The sequence below is a fragment of the Kocuria sp. GQ42 genome, assembly GCF_059758435.1.
Genome location: NZ_JCAXEN010000008.1, coordinates 177733 through 200317 on the forward strand (window position 1 = coordinate 177733; position 22585 = coordinate 200317).

Annotated in this window: 19 protein-coding genes; 12 read left to right on the plus strand and 7 right to left on the minus strand. The window is 74.5% G+C overall.

Annotated elements, in window-relative coordinates; genetic code table 11:
• Positions 1-8: 8 nt before the first annotated feature.
• The 4 genes from AC6CH6_RS16240 to AC6CH6_RS16255 form a co-directional block, all read right to left on the minus strand.
• A complete protein-coding gene (locus AC6CH6_RS16240) occupies positions 9-1430 on the minus strand; it encodes an NAD-dependent succinate-semialdehyde dehydrogenase (protein ID WP_498255897.1) in 1422 nt (473 codons plus the stop codon).
• Between the two features lie 92 nt (positions 1431-1522).
• Complete coding sequence (locus tag AC6CH6_RS16245) at positions 1523-2179, minus strand: cyclase family protein (RefSeq protein WP_498255898.1); 657 nt, start codon at positions 2177-2179, stop codon at positions 1523-1525.
• Positions 2166-3671, minus strand: coding sequence for a purine-cytosine permease family protein (locus tag AC6CH6_RS16250; RefSeq protein ID WP_498255899.1), 1506 nt, complete (start codon positions 3669-3671; stop codon positions 2166-2168). Before AC6CH6_RS16250 ends, AC6CH6_RS16245 begins: the two co-directional genes overlap by 14 nt.
• The gene (locus AC6CH6_RS16255; RefSeq protein WP_498255900.1) at positions 3668-5128 is read right to left on the minus strand and encodes a sodium:solute symporter family protein; all 1461 of its coding nucleotides are present in this window, start codon (positions 5126-5128) and stop codon (positions 3668-3670) included. The genes AC6CH6_RS16250 and AC6CH6_RS16255 overlap by 4 nt, the downstream gene beginning before the upstream one ends.
• Positions 5129-5307: 179 nt before the next feature.
• Here AC6CH6_RS16255 and AC6CH6_RS16260 point away from each other — a divergent pair, with 179 nt between their 5' ends.
• The 10 genes from AC6CH6_RS16260 (at position 5308) to AC6CH6_RS16305 (ending at position 16917) form a co-directional block, all read left to right on the plus strand.
• Positions 5308-5874 (plus strand): helix-turn-helix domain-containing protein, encoded by a 567-nt coding sequence (locus tag AC6CH6_RS16260; protein WP_017834812.1) that lies wholly within the window; start codon positions 5308-5310, stop codon positions 5872-5874.
• Between the two features lie 70 nt (positions 5875-5944).
• Complete coding sequence (speB, locus tag AC6CH6_RS16265; protein ID WP_498255901.1) at positions 5945-7012, plus strand: agmatinase; 1068 nt, start codon at positions 5945-5947, stop codon at positions 7010-7012.
• On the plus strand, positions 7009-8232 hold the full coding sequence (locus tag AC6CH6_RS16270) for an aminotransferase-like domain-containing protein (protein ID WP_498255902.1): 1224 nt from the start codon (positions 7009-7011) through the stop codon (positions 8230-8232). The genes speB and AC6CH6_RS16270 overlap by 4 nt, the downstream gene beginning before the upstream one ends.
• 83 nt (positions 8233-8315) lie before the next feature.
• Positions 8316-9074 carry an alpha/beta fold hydrolase gene (locus tag AC6CH6_RS16275; RefSeq protein ID WP_498255903.1) on the plus strand — a complete coding sequence of 253 codons (759 nt, stop codon included), beginning with the start codon at positions 8316-8318 and terminating at the stop codon, positions 9072-9074.
• 347 nt (positions 9075-9421) lie between these two features.
• Positions 9422-10843, plus strand: coding sequence for an ABC transporter substrate-binding protein (locus AC6CH6_RS16280; protein ID WP_498255904.1), 1422 nt, complete (start codon positions 9422-9424; stop codon positions 10841-10843).
• A gap of 43 nt (positions 10844-10886) precedes the next feature.
• Positions 10887-11828, plus strand: a complete 942-nt coding sequence (locus tag AC6CH6_RS16285; RefSeq protein WP_419968705.1) for an ABC transporter permease subunit — start codon at positions 10887-10889, stop codon at positions 11826-11828.
• Positions 11821-12663 carry an ABC transporter permease gene (locus tag AC6CH6_RS16290; protein WP_498255905.1) on the plus strand — a complete coding sequence of 281 codons (843 nt, stop codon included), beginning with the start codon at positions 11821-11823 and terminating at the stop codon, positions 12661-12663. The genes AC6CH6_RS16285 and AC6CH6_RS16290 overlap by 8 nt, the downstream gene beginning before the upstream one ends.
• On the plus strand, positions 12656-14290 hold the full coding sequence (locus AC6CH6_RS16295) for an ATP-binding cassette domain-containing protein (RefSeq protein WP_498255906.1): 1635 nt from the start codon (positions 12656-12658) through the stop codon (positions 14288-14290). Before AC6CH6_RS16290 ends, AC6CH6_RS16295 begins: the two co-directional genes overlap by 8 nt.
• Positions 14277-15599 carry an MFS transporter gene (locus AC6CH6_RS16300; protein WP_498255907.1) on the plus strand — a complete coding sequence of 441 codons (1323 nt, stop codon included), beginning with the start codon at positions 14277-14279 and terminating at the stop codon, positions 15597-15599. Before AC6CH6_RS16295 ends, AC6CH6_RS16300 begins: the two co-directional genes overlap by 14 nt.
• Before the next feature lie 226 nt (positions 15600-15825).
• On the plus strand, positions 15826-16917 hold the full coding sequence (locus tag AC6CH6_RS16305; RefSeq protein WP_498255908.1) for a hypothetical protein: 1092 nt from the start codon (positions 15826-15828) through the stop codon (positions 16915-16917).
• Positions 16918-16954: 37 nt separating this feature from the next.
• Here AC6CH6_RS16305 and AC6CH6_RS16310 read toward each other — a convergent pair whose 3' ends face one another.
• The 3 genes from AC6CH6_RS16310 to AC6CH6_RS16320 form a co-directional block, all read right to left on the minus strand.
• Positions 16955-18181 carry an NAD(P)/FAD-dependent oxidoreductase gene (locus AC6CH6_RS16310; RefSeq protein WP_498255909.1) on the minus strand — a complete coding sequence of 409 codons (1227 nt, stop codon included), beginning with the start codon at positions 18179-18181 and terminating at the stop codon, positions 16955-16957.
• A 9-nt stretch (positions 18182-18190) separates the two neighbouring features.
• Positions 18191-19363, minus strand: coding sequence for a type III polyketide synthase (locus AC6CH6_RS16315; protein WP_498255910.1), 1173 nt, complete (start codon positions 19361-19363; stop codon positions 18191-18193).
• A 93-nt stretch (positions 19364-19456) separates the two neighbouring features.
• On the minus strand, positions 19457-20068 hold the full coding sequence (locus AC6CH6_RS16320) for a malonic semialdehyde reductase (protein ID WP_498255911.1): 612 nt from the start codon (positions 20066-20068) through the stop codon (positions 19457-19459).
• Between the two features lie 126 nt (positions 20069-20194).
• Here AC6CH6_RS16320 and AC6CH6_RS16325 point away from each other — a divergent pair, with 126 nt between their 5' ends.
• Positions 20195-20617, plus strand: a complete 423-nt coding sequence (locus AC6CH6_RS16325) for a DoxX family protein (RefSeq protein WP_498255912.1) — start codon at positions 20195-20197, stop codon at positions 20615-20617.
• A gap of 202 nt (positions 20618-20819) precedes the next feature.
• Positions 20820-22487 carry a S8 family serine peptidase gene (locus tag AC6CH6_RS16330; RefSeq protein ID WP_498255913.1) on the plus strand — a complete coding sequence of 556 codons (1668 nt, stop codon included), beginning with the start codon at positions 20820-20822 and terminating at the stop codon, positions 22485-22487.
• The last annotated feature ends 98 nt before the right edge of the window (positions 22488-22585 follow it).

Sequence of the window (22585 nt, forward strand, 5' to 3'; positions counted from 1 at the left end):
GCCGGCGGTCAGCCCTCCCCGGCGGGCCGGTCCTTGACGTAGAGCAGGCGCTTGTTGACGAACTCGTCCATGCCCAGCGGGCCCAGCTCCCGGCCGTAGCCGGAGCGCTTGACCCCGCCGAAGGGCATCTCGGCGCCCTCGGCCTCGGCGGCGTTGACGGCGGCCATGCCCGCGTCCAGGCCCTCGGCGAGCCGGCGCGCCCGGTCGGGGTCCGTGCTGAAGACGGCCCCGCCCAGGCCGTAGGGGGTGTCGTTGGCCAGGGCGAGGGCCTCCGCGTCGTCGGCCACCCGGTAGACCACGGCCACGGGGCCGAAGAGCTCCTCGTGGTGGGCGGCCATGTCCGGGGTGATCCCGGTGAGCACGGTGGGCTCCAGGTACGCGCCCGGGCCCTCGAGCAGCCGCCCGCCGGCGTGCAGGGTGGCGCCGGCGTCCACGGCGGCCCGGATCTGGCGGGCCAGTCCCTCGGCCGCGGCCCGGGAGGACAGGGGGGCGAAGGTCCCGGGGGCGGCCTCGGCCGGGTCGCCCGGGGTCAGCGCCTCGGCCTGGCGGGTGAGCTCGGCCACGAACTCGTCGTAGAGGTCCGCCATGACGATCATCCGCTTGTTGGAGTTGCACGCCTGGCCCGTGTTGCCCATGCGGGTGGCGAAGGCCGCGCGGGCGGACTCCCGCACGTCGTCGGTGTCCAGCACCACGTAGGGGTCGGAGCCGCCGAGCTCCAGCACGACCTTCTTCAGGTTCCGCCCGGCGATCTCGGCGACCTTCGCCCCGGCCCGCTCGGACCCGGTCAGGGACACCCCCTGGACCCGCGGGTCGGCGATGATGTCCGCGACCTGGTCGTGGCTCGCGAAGACGTTGGCGTAGGCGCCGGCCGGCACCCCGGCGTCGTCCATGAGCTGCTGGAGGGCCAGGGCCGCCCGGGGGCAGGACTCGGCGTGCTTGAGCAGGATCGTGTTGCCCAGCACCAGGTTGGGGGCGACGAAGCGGGCCACCTGGTAGTAGGGGTAGTTCCACGGCATGATCCCCAGCAGCACCCCCACGGGGCGCTTCTGGACCACCGCCCGGCCGCCGCCGGAGGCCGTGATGGGCTGGTCGGCGGCCAGGGCCGGGCCCTGCTCGGCGAAGTACGCGAAGATCTCGGCACAGAACGCGACCTCGTCCCGGGCCTCGGCGAGCGGCTTGCCCATCTCCTCGGTGATGACGGCGGCCAGCTCCTCGACCCGTTCGGCGAACAGCGTCCCGACGCGGGCCGCGACGGCCGCCCGCTCCTCGATCGGCAGGGTCCGCCAGGCGCGGAACGCGGCGTCGGCGCCGGCCAGGGCCTCCTGGACCTGGGCGTCGGTGGCGGTGGGGTGCTCGGCCAGGACCCGGCCGGTCGCCGGGTTGACGGACCGGTAGGAGGACGGGGCGGTGGATCGGGTGTCAGCGGTCATGGCGGGGTCTCCTCGGGAGTGATCGGGTGTCGTCGGCGTCGGCGTCGGCGTCGCGGTCTCGGGGCGGGGACCGGGCAGGGGCGGCGCGGGGCTCACGGCTGCATCGCCACCGCCCGCACCGGGGAGCCGTCCAGTCCGCGCAGCCGCAGCGGCAGGACGCTCACCAGCGGGTCCCGCCAGTCGACGGCGTGCAGGTTCGTCAGGTTCTCGACGATCGCCCCGCCCGCCCCGAGGACCGCCGCGTGCACCGGCAGCTCGAGCGGGCCGGTCGCGCCGGCGTCCGGGGTGCGGTCCGGGTTGAGGGTGTCCGTGCCGAGCACGTGCACGCCCGCGGACAGCAGGCGCTCGGCGATCTCCACGTCGAGCACCGGGTGCGCCAGGTAGCGCGGGGTGCCGAAGTGCCGGGACCAGTCGGTGCGGAACAGCACGATCGTGCCGGCCCGCACGTCCTGCAGCTGCGCGCGGACGTGCGCCCAGCGGATCACCTCGTGCTCCCGGAGGCCCGGCACGTGCACGATGCGCGCCGGTCCCACCAGGCGGGCGAGGTCGAGCTCGTCCACGGGCGAGCCGCCGTCCACGGTGTGCAGCGGGGCGTCCACGTGCGTGCCGCTGTGCGTGCCCAGGTGCAGCTCGGCCACCTGGAAGCCGTCCCGCGGGACGGACGCCGCGAGCCGGGAGTCCACGGCCGGGTCCCCCGGGAAGACCTGCATACCGGCCTCCACGGGGTGGCTCAGGTCAACGAGGCGCATCGGCGGCCTCCTCCGGCCCGCCGGCCGCGCCGACAGTGCCGACAATTCCGACCGTGCAGGGTCCGCCGGTCCGCTCGGTCGCGGCGGCCCCGTCCCGCGCCCCGGTCCCGTCCGTCCCGGTCCTCCCCGCCTCGGCGAGGTGGCGCTGGGCCGGCCGGCCCGGCACGATCCGCTTCGCGGCCAGGGCCCAGAGCAGGTAGAGCGCCGCGGAGAGGACGAACGTGGGAATGGTCGCGCCCACGGGGCTCGGCAGCACGTAGGTGAGCACCAGCGAGCAGACCGCACCGACGACCCACACCGCCACGGCGGCGGGGTTGACCCCGCCCCGGTACCAGTACCGGCCGCCGCGCCCGCGCAGGATGTCCGCCGCGTAGGCGCCGCGCTGGACCACGTAGTAGTCCACCAGCATGATGGCGAAGACGGGGATGAACAGCGAGCCGATCAGCACCAGGAACTCGGTGAACTGGTCCAGCAGGCCCAGCCGGGTGGACCCGAGGACCGACACGGCCCCCAGCACGAGCGCCGTGGGCAGGAACCGCAGCCTCCGCGAGGGCGTGAGGTTCACCACCGAGGAGACCATGCCGTAGACGACCATGGTGTTGGTGGCCATCACCGACAGGAAGACCACCACCGCCAGGGGCGCGCCGAAGGCGGCGACGAGCACCGTCGGGTCGAACCCGACCGCCTCCCCGCCGTCGAGCACCACGTAGGCGACGGCGGTGGCCCCCAGACTCATGGCCGCGACCGTGGACAGGACGTACCCCGTGCCGGAGCCGATCATGCCCGCGGACTGCCGGCGCGCGAGCCGGTTGAACTCCGCGGAGAGCACGGTCCAGGAGATGGCCGTGGCGATGACGACGTCGAGGACCGCGATGGAGGACCAGCCCGCCCCGGGGTCCACGGGCAGGGCGGCGAAGTCGGCCACCGGGTAGGACGTGAACGCCACCGTGAAGACCCAGGCCATGATGCCCAGGATCACCACCGCCAGCCACGGCTCCACCCGGGCGATGCCCTCGTGGCCGAGGACGGCCAGCGCCACGACCAGCGCCTGGCAGAGCACCGAGAACAGCACCGGGTTCGAGTAGCCGGTCGCCTGCGCCACGAGGAAGTTCACGGTGACGCCGGCGAGCATCGCCTGCACCCAGCTCCAGCCCATGAGGATGACCACGTTCGCGGCCACCGGCAGGAAGGACCCGCGCAGGCCGAAGGAGCCCTTGGTCAGGGACATGGTGGCGAGACCGGTGCGGGTGCCCATGTTCCCCACGAGCACCAGCACCGCCCCGCCGATCAGCGTGCCCAGGACGATCATGGCCAGGGCCGTGGGCCAGGACACCCCGGGCACGAACAGCGTCCCCGTCAGCAGGGTGGTCACCACCAGGTTCGCCGCGAGCCAGATCATCCCGATCCGGCCCGCGCCCAGCGTGCCGCGCAGCGGGCCGTAGCCCTCGGAGTTCTCGTCCAGGTGGTCCGAGAGCCGGGACCAGGCGCTCACGGGCGGGCCTCCGCGCGGTCGGCGCCGGAGCCCGCGAGGCGCTCGTTCCACTGCCGCAGCACCCCGGCGTGCGTGGGGCGGGACAGCAGCGAGACCACCACGTAGACCAGCGCGGAGCTCGCCAGTCCCAGGTAGATGGGGGCGTTGGCCAGCACGCCGAAGACCGCCATGGACGCCACGGTCACCACGGACCCGACGAGCATGGACAGCGCCGCGCCGAGGCTCGTGCCCCGCCGCCACAGGAGCCCGCCGAGGATGGCGACGAGCAGGCCGCCCACCAGGATGTCGTAGGCGATGGTCAGGGCGGTGACGGTGTCCGAGACGAAGATCGAGATCACCGTGATCACCACGCCGAAGACGAGCACGTAGATCCGGTCCCCGCGCAGCGCCTCGGCGGTGCCCTCCGGGGCGGGGGCCGCGTGCCGGGTGAGCAGGGACCTCAGGGTCGGCACGACGTCGACGCGGGCCACCGTGGCCGCGGCGATGAGCGCACCCGAGGCCGTGGACATCATGGCGGCGACCCCGGCCGCGAGCACGAGCCCGCCGAGCCCGGCCGGGACGTACTGCTGCGCCATCGTGGCGAACGCGTCGTCCGGGGAGGAGAGGTCCGGGGCCACGGCGGCGGCCGTCATCCCGATGACGGCCCCGGCCACGCCGTAGAGCGCCACGTAGGCCGCGGAGGCGAGCCCGCCCCAGCGGGCGACCTGCGGGGAGCGGGCGGTGAAGACGCGCTGCCAGATGTCCTGGCCGATCAGCATGCCGAAGCCGTAGACCACGAACTGGGTGACGATCGCCTGCGTGCCCATGCCGTCCCAGGTGAAGAACGTGGCGTCCAGCCGGTCCTCGAGCCCGGTCCAGCCGCCCGCCGCGGAGAGGGAGAACGGCAGCAGGACCAGGAAGATGCCGACCGTCATGAACACGAACTGCATCATGTCGGTGAGCGTGATCGACCACATCCCGCCGAGCACGGAGTACGCCACGACCACCACGCCGCCGAGCAGGATCGCCCACGACCGGTCGAGCGGGAAGAGGACCGAGAAGATCGCGGCGTACGCGGAGGTGGAGGTCACCGAGAGCATCACGGTGTAGGCCAGCATCACGAACGAGGACGCCTTGGCCCCGCCGCGCTCGCCGTAGCGCAGCTGCAGCATCTGGGAGACGGTGAACACCTTGAGGGACTGGATGCGGCCGGCGAAGAACAGGCTCAGCGCGGCCAGGCCGGTGGCGATCGCCACCACCAGCCACATCCCGGAGATGCCGTAGGTGTAGCCGAGGCCCACCCCGCCCACGGTGGACGCACCGCCGAGGACCACCGCGGCCATCGTCCCGGTGTAGAAGCCGGGGCCCAGGCGGCGGCCGGCCACCCGGTAGTCCTCGGCGTCGTGGGCCCGGCGGCTGGCCCAGAGCCCGACCGCCACCATGGCGACCAGATACAGCACGATGATCAGCACGTTCATGGGTGTCGCTGCTTCCTCGGGGCGCGGGCGCCCACGGGGTCGATCGGGAGCCTCCCCGGAACGGGGTTGCTCTACAAGAAACAAAAGTTGTCCCACATAGTATGATGCAGATCATGTTTTGGGAACGGGTCCGGGTCGTGACGGGCGGGTAAAACCGTCCGGGAGGAGGCGTCGTCGTCGTGAAAGCACTGCCCATCGAGAGCTCCGGGCACACCGCCGCCGTGGGATCGCGGCTGCGCAACCACCGGCGGCGCAGCCACATGACCATCGACCAGCTCGCCTCCGCCGCGGGCCTCACCAAGGGCTTCGTCAGCCGGGTGGAGCGGGACATCACCTCCCCGTCCGTGGACTCCCTGGTGCGGATGTGCCAGGTGCTGCGGATCGACGTGGGCGCGCTCTTCGCCGGGCCCGCCGACGTGGAGCTGGTCCGGCTCGAGGACGCCCCGCACATCGACCTCGGCGGCGAGGGCATCGAGGAGCAGCTCGTCACGCCGTCGGCCCAGCGCCAGGTCCAGGTCATCCGGGCCCGCGTGGCCGCCGGGGGCCGGGGCGAGGACGCGATGTACAGCATGGACTGCGAGACCGAGGTGCTGCACCTGATCAGCGGCCGGTTCCGGCTCCACGTCCCGGACCGCACCTTCGACCTGGCGGCCGGGGACACCGTCACCTTCCCCGGCTCCGAACCGCACACCTGGGAGAACCCCGGCACCGAGGACGCCGTGCTGCTGTGGATCCTCGGCTCGTGAGCCCCCCGCCCGGCCCGTCCGCCGCCCCCGCCAGCACCCCTGTCAGCATCCACCGAGAGGACCGCACACCATGAACCCCGAGCGCATCACCGGCACCACCCCGGACGGCACCCCCGTCCTCGGACCCGTCAACGCCGCCCTGACCCCGCGCTGGGCCGGTCTGGGCACGTTCGCCCGCCTGCCACGCACGGACGAGGTCGAGCACACGGACATCGCGGTGGTGGGCGTGCCGTTCGACGCCGGCGTCTCCTACCGGCCCGGCGCCCGGTTCGGGGCCAACCACGTCCGGGAGTCCTCGCGCCTGCTGCGCCCCTACAACCCCGCGCAGAACGTCTCGCCGTTCGCCGGGGCGCAGGTCGCCGACGCCGGGGACATCGTGGCCAACCCCTTCGACATCCCCGAGGCGATCGCCTCCATCGAGGCCCAGGCCAAGGAGCTCATGGGCGAGGACACCCGGCTCGTGGCGATCGGCGGCGACCACACCATCGCCCTGCCGCTGCTGCGCGCCGTCCACGCGCGCCACGGCGAGGTCGCGCTGCTGCACTTCGACGCCCACCTGGACACCTGGGACACCTACTTCGGCGCCGAGTACACCCACGGCACCCCCTTCCGCCGGGCGTTCGAGGAGGGCCTGCTCGACACGGACGCCGTGTGCCACGTCGGCACCCGCGGGCCGCTCTACGGCACCGAGGACCTCGACGACGACGCCCGCTTCGGCTTCGGCATCGTCTCCTCCGCCGACGTCATGCGGCTGGGGGTGGACGCCGTCGTCGCGCACCTGCGGGAGCGCGTCGGCGACCGCCCGCTCTACGTCTCGCTGGACATCGACGTGCTGGACCCGGCCCACGCCCCCGGCACCGGGACCCCCGAGGCCGGCGGCATGACCAGCCGGGAGGTGCTCGAGATCCTGCGCGGGCTGCGCGGGACGAACGTGGTCGGCTGCGACGTCGTCGAGGTCGCCCCGGCCTACGACCACGCCGAGATCACCGGGGTGGCGGCCGCGCACGTGGCCTACGAGCTCATCAGCCTCCTCGCGCTGGGACCCGGCGCGGCGCCGGGCGGACCCGCCTACGGGCTGGCCGGGCACGTCTACGGGGACGCCGTCCCGGCGCAGGGCCCGGCGGGGGAGGACCGGTGACCGGGGGCGCGGCCGTGACCCCCCGGCCCGACCACACCTCGCTGTTCGCCCACCGCTCCGAGGAGTTCCGGCCCTCCCCGGTCCGGGCCGTGTTCGAGATCGCGATGCGCCCCGGGATCATCTCCCTGGCCGGCGGCAACCCGGACATGAGCGTGCTCCCGCACGACGTCGTGGCCGCGATGTCGGCGCGGATCCTCGCCGAGCGCGGCCCCGAGGTGCTCCAGTACGGTTCCGGGGCCGGGATCGGGCGCCTGCCCGGGCTGGTCATGGAGCTCATGCGCCTGCAGGGCGCGGAGACCACGCCCGACACGATCCAGATCACCGCCGGCTCCCAGGCCGGCCTCGACCTCGTGACCAAGCTGTTCTGCGACCCGGGGGACGTGGTCGTGGCCGAGGGCCCCACCTACGTGGGGGCCCTCGGCGTGTTCGGCAGCTACGAGGTCGAGGTGGCCCACGTGGACGTCGACGACGACGGACTGGACCCCGAGGCGGTCGCCGGGCGGATCGACGGGCTGCGGGCCGCCGGCCGGAGCGTGAAGTTCGTCTACACCATCCCGAACTTCCACAACCCCACCGGGGTGACCCTCACCGAGGAGCGGCGCCGCCGGCTCGTGGAGGTCTGCGCCGAGCGCGGCGTGCTCATCCTCGAGGACGACCCGTACGCGCTGCTCGGCTTCGACCGTGCCCACCGGCTCCCGTCCCTGTACTCGCTGGACCCCGGCACCGTGATCCACCTGGGCAGCTTCTCCAAGATCTTCTCGCCCGGGCTGCGGGTCGGCTGGATCGCGGCGGCGCCGGCGGTGCGGGCCCGGCTGCAGATCGCGGCCGAGGCCGTGACCATCCACCCGTCCGTGCTCGGCCAGGAGCTCGCCGCCGAGTACGTGGCCAGCGAGCACTGGCGGCCCGCCCTGGACCGGGCGGTGGACCTGTACCGTGCGCGCTGCGCCGCCATGATGACCGCCCTCGAGCGGTTCATGCCCGAGGGGGTGCGCTGGACGCGTCCCGCCGGCGGCTTCTTCACGTGGCTGGACCTGGACCCGGCCCTCGACCACGGGGACCTCCTGGGCCGGGCCATCGGGCACGGCGTGGTGCTGGTGCCCGGCGGCGCCTGCTACGCGGACGGGCGCGCCTCCACGAGCCTGCGCCTCGCCTACTCCGCGGCCTCGCCGGAGGACATCACCGAAGGGGTCCGGCGGGTGGGGGAGATGCTGCGCGACTGACCTGCTGGGCCGCGGCGCCGCCCCCGGCCCTGCGCCCCCTCCGGAGCTGGTGCGGTGTCCCCGGGAGGGGCGATACTGACCGCATGAGCGAGGAGCGGGCCGGGGGACTGTGGTCCCGCGCCCGGGGGAGCGGGCCGGAGTTCGTCCTGCTGCACCCCGGGGGCACGGACTCCCGGGCCCTGGGCCCGCTGGTCGCGGAACTGGCCGGCCGGTACCGGGTGATCACCCCCGATCAGCGCGCGCACGGCCGCACCCCCGACCGGGAGGGCCCGCTCTCCTACACGGCGATGGCCGAGGACACGATCGCCTTCCTCGAGGATCAGGCCGGTGCCCCGGTGCACCTGCTGGGGTACAGCGACGGCGCCGTCGTCGCCCTGACCGTGGCGCTGCGCCGTCCCGACCTGGTCCGGGACCTGGTGCTGGCGGCGGGGGTGCACCACCGCGACGGGTGGGAGCCCGGCGTCCTGGCGGGCGAGGCGGAGGTGCCGGCCTTCATGGTCGACGCCTACGCGGAGGTCTCCCCCGACGGGCGCGAGCACTACGGCGAGGTCGCGGCGAAGCTGCGGCGGATGCACGAGGAGGGGCCGGTCTTCACGGACGCGGACCTGGCGGGCCTCGACCTCCCCGTCCTGGTGCTCGTCGGCGACGACGACGAGGTGCGGCTCGAGCACGCCGTGGCCGCGTACCGTGCCCTGCCCCGTGGGGAGCTGGCCGTGGTCCCGCACGCCTCCCACGGCGTGCTGGTCGAGAAGCCGCAGCTGTGCGCGCGCCTGATCATCGACTTCCACGCCGCCGACAAGCCGGCCACCTTCGCCCCGAGACGGCGCCGGCCGGGATCCTGATGGAACGGGCCCGACGGGGGCGTCGCCATCGGGCGGACGGGCCCGACGGGGCGCCGGCACCTCCGTGGCGGACGCCGGATCCGGGTCCGTTCGTGACGATCCCGGTCCGCCGAGTGGACCGCAGACTGAGGGTAGCCTAACCTCTCCTCCGGGGGATTCCCCGATCATTCACATGTCCTCGGCGGGCGCTCTGTCCAGGGACGTCGACCTGAGGTGGTTCTGTGCGCGCAGTTTTCCGGGTAGCGGCATCGACGGGTGTCGTCGCCGTTCTCACGTTGTCGGGGTGCGGCTTCAGCGGTGGGGACGGAGGGAGCGAGCAGACGGCGGACCCCGGTCAGCGGATCGTGGTGGACAACTTCCGTGCCCCGGTGGCCGACTGGGCCCTCGAGAGCGACGCCGCGTACATCCTGTCGCTGTCCGGTTGCCTGGAGACCCTGACCCGCTACGACGAGGCCCAGGGGGAGATCGTCCCGGCCCTGGCCACGGAGTGGGACCAGGCCTCGCCCACGGAGTGGGACTTCACCCTGCGGGACGGCGTGCAGTTCCAGGACGGCACCCAGCTCACCGCCGACGCGGTGGTGACCTCGCTCCAGAACGTCCTGGACGCGGAGGTCCCGGCCCGGGCCTTCAGCCCGGCCGTCGTCAGCGGCGTCGAGGCCGTCGACGCGCGCACGGTGCGGGTCACCACTCCGGAGGAGAGCCCGCTGGTTCCCTACCGGCTGGCCAGTGTCAACACCGGCGTGCTGGCCCCCGCCGCCTTCGAGGGCGGGACGGTGGACCCGTTCGGGCACTGCACCGGGCCGTTCACCCCGGTCTCGGAGCAGCCCGAGCAGTCACTGACCCTGGACCGGAACGAGGACTACTGGGGCGGACCGGTGCAGCTCGCCGGGGCCGAGGTCCGGTTCATCACGGACGGGGCGACGCGGGCGACGCAGGTGCAGACCGGCGAGGCCGACGTCTCCCTGTCCATCCCCGTCGCCAACCTGTCCGCACTGGAGGCCGATCCCGGCGTCGAGGTCCTCAAGGCCGAGTCCCCGCGGACCGCGACGCTGTACATGAACAACGGCAGGGCGCCGTTCGACGACGTCGACTTCCGCAGGGCCGTCCGCTCCGCGCTGGATCTGGACGCCCTGGCCGGCAGCGTCTACGAGGGCGCGGCCCTGCCGAGCACCGGGCCCTTCGCCTCGTTCGAGCCCTGGGCGGGCGAGGAGGCCGAGACGCCGCAGCAGGACGTGGCGGCGGCGAAGGAGCTCCTGGACGCCGCCGGCTACACCGCCGAGCGGCCGCTGGAGATCATCGCGATCGTGGAGCGGGCCGAGTTCGCCGACGTGGCCACCGTCATCCAGGAGAACCTGGAGAGCGTCGGCGTCCCCGTCACCATCACGACCAAGGAGTACGCCGCGGTGGAGCCGGACCTGCTGTCCGGGGACTACGACATGGTGCTCAGCCAGCGCAACCGCCTGATCGACATCGCCGACCCGATCGGGTTCCTCACCGCCGACTACACGTGCGAGGGCAGCTACAACCTCAGCCACTTCTGCGACGAGGACTACGACGCGCTCATCGCCCGGGCCGCCGGGACCGCCGACACCGAGCAGCGCTACGAGCTCTACGCCCAGGCAGGACAGATCCTCGAGGACGAAGCCGTGAACGTCTGGCTCGTCAACGAGCAGGCCATCGACGCGGTCCGCACCGGCCTGCAGAACTACGTCCAGGACCCGCTGTCCCGGTACGTGCTGCGCGCGGAGACGACGAAGTCCGGCTCGTGAGCACGACCGCCAGCTGCAGAGCCCCGCGAGCGCGGAGGCGTCGATGACGGCGTTCCTCGCCAGGAGGACGGCGACCCTGGGGGTCACCGTCCTGCTGGCGTCCTTCGTGGTGTTCCTCATCCCCTACGTCACCCCGGGGGACCCGGTGCGCAAGATCATCCGGTCGCGGGTGGCGGGGGAGGTGGTCGACGACGCCGCCGCCCAGGGGCTGGCGCTCGAGCTGGGACTCCAGGACCCCCTCGCGGTGCAGTACCTGCGCTGGCTCGGCCGGCTCGCCGGCGGTGACCTGGGCCTGTCCTACGCCAGCCGGACACCGGTGATCGAGCAGGTGCTGCCCGCCCTGTGGATCACCGTGAGCCTGGTGGTCGTGAGCCTCGGGGTGGCGGCCGCGGTGTCCGTGGTGCTGGGGACCGTGGCCGCCCTGCAGGAGGGGCGCCCGGCCGACCGGGTGATCACCACGGTCACCCAGGCCTTCATCGCGATGCCCGAGTACTGGCTGGCCCCGATGCTCGTGCTGGTCTTCGCGCTGCAGCTGTCCCTGCTGCCCTCCGCCGGGTGGGAGGGTCCCGCGTCCGCGGTCCTGCCGGTGGCGGTCCTGGCCCTGCGCCCCATCAGCTACTTCACCTCGGCGGTGCGCGAGGGGATGCTCGAGGCGCTGGGCGCCGAGCACGTCGTCGCGGCCCGGGCCCGGGGACTCAGCTACCCGCAGGCGGTCTGGAGCCACGTGCTCCCCAACGGCCTGCTGCCCCTGACCACGCTGGTGGCCGTGTGGTTCGCCGGTCTGCTGGGCGGGTCCGTCATCGTGGAGGTCGTCTTCGCGATCCCGGGCATGGGGAGGCTGCTGTTCGACGCCGTCCGCAACAGCGACATCCCCCTCGCCCAGGGCGGCGTGGTGGTGGTCGTGGGACTGGCGGTCGTCCTGACGACCGCGGCGGACCTGGTGCACGGCATCCTCAACCCCCGGATCAGGGGGCGTCATGCGTGACCGGCCCGTCCTGGTCCGGGCGGCGGCAGCGGTCCTGGCCCTGATCGTGCTGTCCGTGGTGCTCTCGCCCTGGATCGCACCGTACCCGCCGGCAGCTCAGGACCTCACGGCACGGCTCGCCCCGCCCGGCCCGGCGCACTGGCTGGGGACGGACCACCTGGGCCGGGACACCCTGAGCCGGCTGCTCGACGGCGGCCGGTTCTCCCTGGTGACCGCCGCCGTGGCCACCGTGCTGACCGCTGCGATCGGCACGGGGATCGGGGTGCTGAGCGCCCGCCGCCGGGGCTGGGTGGACGAGCTGCTCACCCGGACCAACGACGTCCTGCTGGCGCTGCCGGAGATGGTGGTGGCCCTGTTCCTGGTCGCCGTGCTGGGTCCCGGCCCCCTCTCCCTGCTCCTGGCCCTGACCGTGACCGGCTGGACGCCCTTCGCCCGGCTGGCCCGGGCACTGGCCTACGACGTCTCGGCCCGCGGCTTCGTCGAGGCCGCGCGTGTGCTGGGGTGCTCGCCGTCCTTCGTCGTCCTCCGGCACATCCTGCCGCACCTGTCCGGGCCCCTGCTCGGGCAGGCCGCCCTGCGGTTCGGCCAGTTCCTGATCACCGTCGGCGCCCTGTCCTACCTGGGGCTGGGGGTGCAGCCGCCGCAGTCGGACTGGGGGGCGATGCTGGCCGCGGCCCAGCCGTACGCCGTCCGGGCGCCGGTGACGGTCCTCGCCCCGGGCCTGGTGGTCTTCACCGTTGCGCTGTGCGTGACCCTGATCGGCCAACGGCTGGCGCACATGAGCAGCACCCGCATGCTGCTGCCGGCATCGTCGCGGACGGAACACGATGTTTGAGCGCCTGGTCGTCGAGGACCTGCACCTCAGCCACCGGCCGGGCGCGGACGGCGCCGGCGGCTGCCCCCTCCTGTCCGGCGTCGACCTCACCGTGGCTCCGGGGGAGTTCGTGGCGCTGGTGGGCGCCTCCGGGTCGGGCAAGACCCTGACGGCCATGTCCGTCCTGGGCCTGCTGCCCCCGCAGGTGCACCGGGACGCCGGGACGATCCGGCTGGGTGACACCGACCTCGCCCGGGCCGGCGAAGCGGAGCTGAACCGTGTGCGCGGCGGCCGGATCGGCATGCTCTACCAGCAGCCCCAGCGCATGTTCAACCCCCGCCGGACCGTCGGCGAGCACCTGCGGGAACCGCTGACGCTCCATGCCGGCCTCCGCGGCACGCAGGCTCGTGCACGGGCGCTGGAACTGCTGGCCGAAGTGGGGTTCGAGGACCCCTGGTGGTGCGCCCGGGCACGTCCCCACCAGCTCTCGGGCGGCATGGCCCAACGGGCCATGGTGGCCCTGGCCCTGGCCGGCCGCCCCGGACTGCTGCTGGCCGACGAGCCGACGTCAGCCCTGGACACGGTGCTCGAGCGGCAGATCCTGGAGCTGATCGACCGCGAACGGCGCGACCGAGGGCTGGGGGTCCTCTACATCACCCACAACCTGGCCACCGTGTCCGCCTACGCCGACCGGGTCGTGGTGCTGGACGCCGGGCGCGTGCAGGAGTCCGGGCCGGCCGGCACCGTGCTCAACGATCCGCGCAGCACGTGTACGAAGGCCCTCCTGGAGGCATCTGCCCTCACCCCCACCGGGACTCCGCCCGCCGCCGGCGGGGCGCGCCCCCTCGTGGTGCTGGACGACCTCACCAAGCGCTTCGGGCCGAGGCGGCGGGAGGCCCGTCCCGCGGTGGACCGGGTGTCCCTCGACCTGCGGGAGGGCGAGATCCTCGGGGTGCTGGGCCAGTCGGGCTCCGGCAAGAGCACGCTCGCCCGGTTGATCGTCGGACTCGAGGCACCGGACAGCGGACGGGTCACCAGCACCCCGGGCGCCGACCGCGCCGGCTCCGGCGCGGCGGCCTCGCACGTGCAGCTCGTCTTCCAGGACCCGCACGACTCCTTCGATCCCCGCATGCCGCTGGGCACCAGCCTCGAGGCCCCCCTCCTGCGGCACCGGAACGGCACGCCCGAGCAACGGCGTGCGAGCATCCACGAGGTCGTGCGGGAGGTGGGACTGGAGCCGGAGCTGCTGGACAGGCGTCCCGGCCAGTGCTCCGGAGGCCAGCTGCAGCGGCTCACCATCGCCAGAGCACTGCTGCTGGAACCGGCGGTGCTCATCTGCGACGAGGCCACCTCGGCCCTGGACGCGGTGACCCAGCGCACCGTCCTGGACCTGCTGCTGCGCCTGCACCGGGACCGGCGCCTGTCGCTGGTGATGATCTCCCACGACCTGAGCGTCGTCCGCTACATGAGCCACCGGGTCGCGGTGCTCTTCCAGGGCCGCCTGGTCGAGCTCGCGGAGACCTCCGAGCTCTTCGCCCGACCGCGCCACGAGCACAGCAGGCAGCTGGTGGCGGCGGCACTGCCCCAGGTGTGCGCGATCCTGGACACCCACCGCCTGTCCGAGGAGCACCTCGATGCCCTTCCGTGACCACCGGGCCGAGACGCGCACCCTGCTGGGCGCGCAGCTGGTGTTCAACCTCGGCTTCTACGCCGTGGTGCCCTTCCTGGCCGGAGCCATGGGCACCGAGTACGGCCTGGGCGCCGCGGCCATCGGACTGGTGCTGGGAGCCCGGACCTTCAGCCAGCAGGGCATGTTCCTCATCGGCGGCATGCTGGCCGACCGGTGGGGTGCCCGCCGGGCCGTCCTCACCGGCTGCCTGGTGCGCATCGTCGGCTACGCCACGCTGGCGGCGGCGTCCGACTTCGCCCTGTTCCTCCTGGGCGCGGTGCTCACCGGTGCCGGGGGCGCCCTGTTCTCACCCGCCCTGGAGTCCCGGCTCTCCCACGCCGACCAGCCGGCGGGGACGGAGGGCCCGGGCCGCCGGACCGGCCGCCGGCGGTCGGTGTTCGTGTGGCTGGCGATCACCGGAGAGATCGGCGCCGTCCTGGGCCCGGTGCTGGGGTCGTTCCTCCTGGGCTGGGGATTCGACGCGGCCCTGTTCCTGGGGATCGGGGTGTTCACCGCGGTGACGGTCCTGCTCTGGTACCTGCTCCCGGCCGAACCGGCCCACCATCAGCCGGACCGAGACGCCGCGTTGCCCGCCGCGGCGCCCTCCGCGGCCGGCCCCCGGTGGGCCTGCCTGCGGGATCGGCGCTTCGTGACGTTCTGCGCACTGGCCGGGATGAAGATGCTGGCCTACCACCAGCTCTACTTCGCCGTGCCCGTCGAGCTGGGCCGGCGAGGCCTCGACGGTGCCTGGCTCGGCGCGCTGTTCCTGCTCGCCTCGGTCCTGACCCTGCTGCTGCAGCTGCCGGTCTCCGCCGTCGGTCTGCGCATGGGCCCCGGCGCCGCCCTGGCGGTCGGCTTCGTGCTCGAAGCCGGCGCGTTCACCCTGGTCGCCGCGACCTCGATGCACCCCGGGACCGCCACCGGCTCGATGGCGCCGCTGATGGGCGCCGTCGCCGTCCTGATCCTGGGCCACATGCTCCTGACCCCCACGATCCTGTCCCTGATCCCGTCGTTCGTCCCGGCGCACGGACCCACCTCGGGGCGGGGCGCCTACTACGGGCTGGCCGCCACCTGCGGCGGCATCACCGTGCTGGCCGGCAACGCCGTGCTCGGGCAGCTGCTCGATCTCACCGACCGGCACCACTGGTGGCCCGGCACCCCCTGGGCGCCTCTGGTCGTGCTCGCACTCCTGGCCGCCGCGGGCCTGCCGACCGTGCTCCGCGGCCACCGCACCGCCCGGCCCGCCGACGCGCCCTCCACCACGGCACCGGCTCGACGAACCCGCTGACGACCGGTGGCCGCGGGGCCTGCTCCTCGGCGGCCGCGGGGCCTGCTCCTCGGCGGGGGACGGGGCTCCGCAACGGCGGCGGGACCCTCGCGCACCGGCGCCCCACCGGTTCCGTCCGGTCGTCGGTCCGCCGATGGCTAAGCTCGGGGGACGACGTCGAGCTGCTCCGCGGGGCAGCCTCCGAGGCCGCGGCGCCACGTGCCGTGCGCTCGGGGGAGGAGGCCATGTGCAGTCACTGACCGTAGGGGTTCTCGCTGATCCGGGGCTGCCGGAGAAGGTGGCCCGCCAGGTGGCCGAGGACCTGCCGCGGGCGCTCGCGGAACGCTCCGGCCGGGAACGCTCCGGCCCGGAGATCTCCTGGACGGTGGAGGTCAGCCGCGAGACCCTGCCCCTGACGGCCGAGGGGAACATCCCGCTGCTGGACAAGGCCGGCCGGCTGCGCGAGGAGCACGGGTGGGACTTCGTGGTGTACCTGACGGACCTGCCGCGCGTCCACGACGGGGAACCGCTGCTCTGCGAGGTCGGCGCGGCCGACGCCGCGGCGCTGGTCTCGCTGCCGGGCCTGGGCGCCGACCACTTCTCCCGCAAGGCCTGCCGGCTGCTGGCCGCCCTGGTCGGCGCGATCCGGGACGGCGCCGAGGACGCTCCTTCGCCGTCCGCGGTGCACGGGGCCCTGGGACGGGCGGCGGCGCGCAAGGTCTCCTCGGAAGAGGCGGGAGGTGCGTCCTACGTCGTGCTGCCCGGGCGGATGAACCGGCTGCGGCTGCTGATCGGCATGGTGCTGAGCAACCGCCCGGGGCGCCTGCTTCCGGCCCTGGCCAGCTGTGTGGCGGCCGCGGCGGCCACCGGCGCCTTCGGCATCTTCTACGCCTCCATCTGGAACATGTCCGACGTCCTGTCCCCGGTCCGGCTGGCCACGATCAGCGTGGTGGTCACCGCCGCGCTCAGCGGCTGGCTCATCCTCCACAACGGCCTGTGGAACCGTTCCGCGGACGACGACGAACCCTGGCGGTCCCGGTCGGACAACGCCTCCACCGTCATCACCGTGTGGCTGAGCGTGGCCCTGATGTACGTGCTCCTGTGGGCGATGCTGCTCCTCGTGGGCCTGGCGGTGATCGAGGCGGGCTACCTCGAGTCCCAGCTGGGCCATCCCGTCGATCTCCTCGACTACCTGCACCTGTCCTGGCTCGCCGCGTCGCTGGGCACCCTGGCCGGCGCCCTGGGCTCGAACTTCGACAGCGACGAGGCCATCCGCGAGGCCACCTACAGCCGCCGGGAGCACCAGCGCCGCCGGCTCGCCGACACCTACGACGACTGACCCGGCGCGGCCGGGGTCACCCCGGCAACCAGCGGGCTCAGGCCAGCAGGGCCTCGGCCGCGCGGCGCCCGGAGCGCAGGGCGCCCTGGGTCGAGCCGTCGGTGCGGTGGTCGCCGCACACGTACAGGCCGTCACCGAGGGCGGCGGGCCGGTCGGCCACGAGCCCGGGCGGCTGCTCCGGCAGCGCCCGGCGCACCTCGTGCACGGCCAGCAGGTCCCAGGCGGAGGCGTCGGCGGACCAGATCGTGCCCAGCTGCCGGCGGACGTCGGCCTCGGCGGGGAGCTCGGCGCCCCGCGGCAGGAGGGCCGTCGCCTGGATCAGCGTCCGGCCGTCCGGGGCGTAGCTGGGGGCGGCGTTGCTGACCACGGCCGTGTCGACGAGCGGGCCGGTCGACTCGCCCGGCAGGACCAGGCACCCGAGGTCGGAGGGCGCGGCGTCCGCCGCGAACCACCAGGTCGCCTCGCCCTTCATGGGGGTGTCCGGCAGGTCCAGGAGCCGGGCGGCGGCCGGCCCCTCGGTGGCCACGACCACGGAGGACGCCCGCCAGGCAGCGTCCCCGGCGCCCACGGTCCACCCGTTCCCGGTGCGCTCCACCGCGTCCACGCGGGCGCCGAGGACGGCCGGGGACCGGAGCCCGTCGTGGATCCAGGCCGGGAGCGCGCCCATGCCCCCGGAGGGCAGGCCGGGGGTGCCGAGCAGGAACCAGCCGACGAGCTCGCGCACGAAGGCGGCCGAGGTGCGGCCCTCGTCCTCGAGGATCACGCCGGCCAGGAACGGCTCGAGCACCAGATCGCGCAGCGGTCCCCGCACTCCTGCGGCGTCGAGGGACTCGTGCCAGGGCAGGTCCCGCCGCTCCTGGCGCCGCGCGCGGGGGTCCAGGCCCGGGGCGAGCCAGGCCGCCAGGGCGGGCAGCCGGCGCAGCTCCACGAGCGGGCTGCGCAACGTCCCCGGCAGCCGGGAGGGGACGCGGCGGGGGTCGGCGAGGACGTGGATGCCGTCGCCGCGGCGGACCCCGGCGGCGGCGTCGAACTTCTGGATCCCCAGGGCCGCGACGTCCACGCTGCGCCGCAGCTCGGTGTAGGCGGGGTTGAGCACCTGGAACCCGCGGTCGCAGCGGAAGCCGTCGACCGTGTCGGTGCGGATCCGGCCCCCGACGCCGTCGGAGGCCTCCAGCACCACCACGTCCAGTCCGTGCCGTTCGAGCAGGTGGGCGCACTGCAGGCCGGCGAGCCCGGCGCCGACGACGACGACGTCGTGGTCCACGGGAACCTCCTAGCGGATCGGGACGGCCGCGGCGGGATCGAGCTCCGCGGCCGGTGCCGCGGCCCGGGCGGGGATCGTGAACAGCGCCGACTCTACGGTCAGGCCCGGCCCGAACGCCAGGGCGCAGACGGTGCGGGTCTCGTCCGCGGGGGCCGCGTCGATCACCTGGCGCAGGACGTGCAGGACGGTCACGCTGCTCATGTTGCCGCGCGTGGCGAGCACGTCGCGGGACTCCCGCAGCGCCTCGGGCGGCAGCCCCAGGGTGTCCTCGAGCTTGTCGAGGATGCCGCGGCCGCCGGGGTGGAGGGCCCAGTCGGTGATGCGGTCCCGGTCGACGGACCCCTCCGGCCCGTCCAGCAGCGCGGCGAGGGCGGTGTGGATGTTGTCCTCGAGGACCTGGGGCACCGCGGCGCCGAGGATCATCTCGAACCCGGCGTCGCCGATGGTCCAGGCCATGGCGTCCTCGCCGTCCGGGATCACGAGGGTACGGAACCGGTCGAGCTCGAGCAGCGGGGTGACGCCCTCGGGCGTCCGCGCGCTGACCAGGGCCGCCGCCGCGCCGTCGGCGAAGAGCGCGGCCCCCCGGATGGCGTCCGGGTCCCGGGCCGGGCGCAGGTGCAGCGTGCACAGCTCCACGGCCACGAGCAGGACGACGGCGTCCGGGTCCGCCGTGGCGATGGCCGCGGCCTGGCGCAGCCCGATCAGCCCGCCGTGGCAGCCCATGAAGCCGATGTGCGCACGGCGGACGGCCGGGTCGAGGCCGAGGTCCCGAACCAGCTGGTAGTCGGGGCCCGGGGCGAAGAAGCCGGTGCAGGAGACGGTCACCACGTCGGTGACGGTCGCGGGGTCGAGCCCGGGGCAGCGGGCGAGGGCGTCCCGCGCGGCCTCGGCGAAGAGCGCGGGGGCCTGCTCCACGTAGGTCCGGTTCCGGACGCCGGTGAGGGGGGTCAGGAACCGGCCGTCCTCGGTGATGTACGGGGATCCGGCGCGGGCGCCCTCCTCGACCAGCTCGGACAGCACCGTGTGCCGGCGCTGGACCCCGGAGGCGCCGAACACGGTGCGCAGCAGCCGGGCGTTGAGCCGGTCGGTGCCGGGCTGGGCCTGGTAGAGGTCCTGGGCGTCGGTCTGCTCGAGCACGTGCGGCGGGAGGGCCGTGCCGAGGGACAGGAGTGCGGGCGTCATCCCGTCCAGTATCCGTCCTCGGGCCGACAGGTGCCACGGAGGGCGCGCGGGGGCCGGGCGGACCCGCGGCCGGCGGGTCCGCCCGGGGCCGCCTCAGACAGTGCGGGTCGCGGCGTCGAAGTCCAGGCGCGGCAGCCGGTCGTGGCGGGGGGCGGCGGGGGCGCCGATGTTCACGACCATCAGCGCGCGCAGGCTCGTCCCCGCGTGGAACTCGGCGTCCACCCCGGGGGCGTCGAAACCGCCCATGGGGCCCGCGGCGAGGCCGACGGCGCGCACGGCGAGCACGAAGTATCCGGCCTGCAGGTGGGCGTTGTCCCGGCCCATCTGCGCGCGCAGCTCCTCGTTGCCCGCGAACATCTCCTGGTTGCCGGCGGCGGGCGGGAAGAGGACGGGCAGGTGCTCGTGCCAGTCCACGTCGTAGCTGAGCACCGCGACGGCGGGCGCGGCGGCGGTCTTCGCCCGGTTGCCCTCGGCCATGTGGGGGAGCAGACGCTCCCGGGCCTCCGCGGAGCGGATCCACGTCACGCGCAGCGGCTGGATGTTCATGGCGGTGGGGCCCATCTTGGCGAGCTCGAAGGCCGCCCGGAGCTGCTCGTCGGCCACGGGCTCGTCGAGGAACTCCGAGGCCGTGCGGGCCTCGCGGAAGAGGAGGTCGGCGGCGAGGGCGTCGAGGGTGAGCTGGTCCTGCAGGGTCTCGGGGGCCACGGGGTGTCCTTTCGGAGGCACGGTCGTCTTGATGTACACGTCAACAAAGAGGGGGGCGGGTCTATGCCGGGGACGTCGTGTGCCGTCCGTCACGTCGCGGCGCCTCCCGCTGGGTACCCTGGCCCCATGCCCCTCCGTTCCCCGCAGCTCCTGTCCGGACCCGACCGCCGCGCGGCCCGGTCCGGCGCCGTGGCGGCACGCGCCCTGCGCCTGGGTGGGGCCCTGTGCGGGACGGGCGTGCTCCACCTCGTCCGGCCCGCGCTCTTCGACGGGCTGATCCCGCGGTCCCTGCCGGGCCCGCCCCGCGCCTGGACGCTGGGCTCCGGGGTAGCGGAGATCGGCGTCGGGGCGCTGCTGCTCCGTCCCGGCACCCGCCGCGCCGGCGGCTGGGCCGCGGCCGCCCTGTTCGTGGGCGTGTGGCCGGGCAACGTCACCATGGCCTGGCGGGCCCGCCGCGGCTCCCCGGTGCGGCGGGCCGTGACGCTCGTGCGGCTCCCCCTGCAGGTCCCCCTGATCGCCGGAGCCCTGCGCATCGCCCGGGCGGGCTGAGGGCCCGCCGCCCGGCCCGGGGTGACCTCCGGACCCCGGTCCGCGGGGTTCGCATTCGGTCACACACGCACACCCTCCCTACGCTGGGCAGAGCACAGGAGTGGGGGCTCCGTTTCCGCAGGGGGATCGCTCTCGCTCCAGTCCATCGGGGGGTGGGCTCTGCGCACCATGCCGCCTCCCGTCCTGACGGCCGGAGGAATCCTTGACCACCACCCGCAGCACCACCGCTTCCCTCGCGCTCGCGGCCGCCCTCGCCCTCGTCCCGCTGGGCTCCGCCGCGGCGGCGACCGGGGCCGCCGTGCCCGCGACCCAGGCTGTCCAGCCGGTCCCGGAGGCCACCGTTGCCGCTCCCGGTATCGCCCCGGGTGCCGACTCGGCAACGGCGGCGGCGACCGACCGCGTCGTCGTGAAGTTCCGGGACGGCGCCGCCCCCGAGGACTCCCGCGACGTCGTGTACGCGCAGGCCGCCGGTCGGTCCGGGGGCGCCGGGCTCGTGGAGACCACGGCCACCGCGGACGGCGCCCAGGTGGTGCGGACCGACGGGATGCTGGCCGGCGCCGAGCTCGAGGCGCTGACAACCGCCCTGGAGCAGGACCCCGCCGTGGAGTACGCGGAACCGGACCTCCTGGCGACCACCACCGCCGTGCCGAACGACCCGTCCTACGCCGCGCTGCAGTGGAGCCTGTGGGACGACCCGGCCGGACTGGGCATGCCCCTCGCGTGGGACCGGGCCACCGGCGCCGGGCAGACCATCGCCGTCGTGGACACCGGCATCACCGCCCATCCCGACCTGGACGCCAACGTCCTGCCCGGCTACGACTTCGTCTCCACGGCCCAGAACGGCCGGGACGGCGACGGGTGGGACGCGGACCCGACGGACATGGGCGACTATCCCGACGCCGTGCTGTGCCCCAACAGCCCCATGCCCCCGAGCTCCACCTGGCACGGCACCCACACGGCCGGCATCGCCGCGGCCGACGCGAACAACGGCCTGGGCGTCGCGGGGGTGGCCCCGGACGCGAGGATCCTGCCCGTGCGCGCCGTGGGCGCCTGCAGCCAGGGGTACATCACCGACGTCGCCGCCGGCGTCCTGTGGGCCGCCGGCGCCCCGGTGGCGGGCGCCGCCGCCAACCCGAACCCCGCGACGGTCATCAACCTCAGCCTCGGCGTGCCGGGGGAGTGCCCGGCGGTGCTGCAGTCCGCGATCAGCGAGGCCGTGAACCGCGGGATCCCCGTGGTCGTGGCCGCGGGCAACCAGGCCGTGGACGCCGCGCAGTCCGCGCCGGCCAACTGCGCCGGCGTGATCTCGGTCGCCGCGACGGACGTCTCGGGCGCCCTGGCCCCCTACTCCAACTTCGGCTCGGTCACGGTCGCGGCCCCGGGCGGGGACCCCTACGCGCAGATCCTCTCGACCGGCAACGCCGGGGCCCAGGGCCTCGGCGCGCCCACGTACACGGAGCGCAACGGCACGTCCATGGCGGCCCCGGCGGTCGCCGGCACCGTGGCGCTGCTCCGGGAGCTCGCTCCGGGGCTGGGCGTGGCGGGTCTCCATGACGCCCTGACCTCGACGGCCCGGCAGGCCCCCGGCGGGTGCGCGCCCGGCTGCGGCGCCGGCATCGTCGACCCGGTCTCCGCGCTGGTCGCGGTGCAGGGCGGCGAGCCCTTCAGCACCGCGGGCGGCATCGGGGCGCTACACCGGAAGATCGGCGCGACCACCGGCGAGGCCCGCTCCCGGGAGCTGTGCGCCCTGGGCGGCACACCGTGCTTCCAGGAGTTCGCCAACGGCTGGATCGTCTGGAACGCCGGCCTCGGGGCCCGCTGGCAGCAGGTCCTCCCGGCCCAGTGGTGGGCGATCCCCGCCGCCGGCTGACCCCCGGCCCGCCCGCCGGCGCCGTCCACCCGCTCGGGGTGGGCGGCGCCGTCGTCGTCCCCGCGCCTTTCCTCCGGGACGACCTCAAAGTCCAGCGA

Coding starts and splice junctions, on each gene's coding strand:
- AC6CH6_RS16240 (WP_498255897.1), bottom strand. CDS start 1,430: ATGACCGCTGACACCCGATCCACCGCCCCGTCCTCCTACCGGTCCGTC.
- AC6CH6_RS16245 (WP_498255898.1), bottom strand. CDS start 2,179: ATGCGCCTCGTTGACCTGAGCCACCCCGTGGAGGCCGGTATGCAGGTC.
- AC6CH6_RS16255 (WP_498255900.1), bottom strand. CDS start 5,128: ATGAACGTGCTGATCATCGTGCTGTATCTGGTCGCCATGGTGGCGGTC.
- speB (WP_498255901.1), top strand. CDS start 5,945: ATGAACCCCGAGCGCATCACCGGCACCACCCCGGACGGCACCCCCGTC.
- AC6CH6_RS16275 (WP_498255903.1), top strand. CDS start 8,316: ATGAGCGAGGAGCGGGCCGGGGGACTGTGGTCCCGCGCCCGGGGGAGC.
- AC6CH6_RS16285 (WP_419968705.1), top strand. CDS start 10,887: ATGACGGCGTTCCTCGCCAGGAGGACGGCGACCCTGGGGGTCACCGTC.
- AC6CH6_RS16290 (WP_498255905.1), top strand. CDS start 11,821: ATGCGTGACCGGCCCGTCCTGGTCCGGGCGGCGGCAGCGGTCCTGGCC.
- AC6CH6_RS16295 (WP_498255906.1), top strand. CDS start 12,656: ATGTTTGAGCGCCTGGTCGTCGAGGACCTGCACCTCAGCCACCGGCCG.
- AC6CH6_RS16300 (WP_498255907.1), top strand. CDS start 14,277: ATGCCCTTCCGTGACCACCGGGCCGAGACGCGCACCCTGCTGGGCGCG.
- AC6CH6_RS16315 (WP_498255910.1), bottom strand. CDS start 19,363: ATGACGCCCGCACTCCTGTCCCTCGGCACGGCCCTCCCGCCGCACGTG.
- AC6CH6_RS16325 (WP_498255912.1), top strand. CDS start 20,195: ATGCCCCTCCGTTCCCCGCAGCTCCTGTCCGGACCCGACCGCCGCGCG.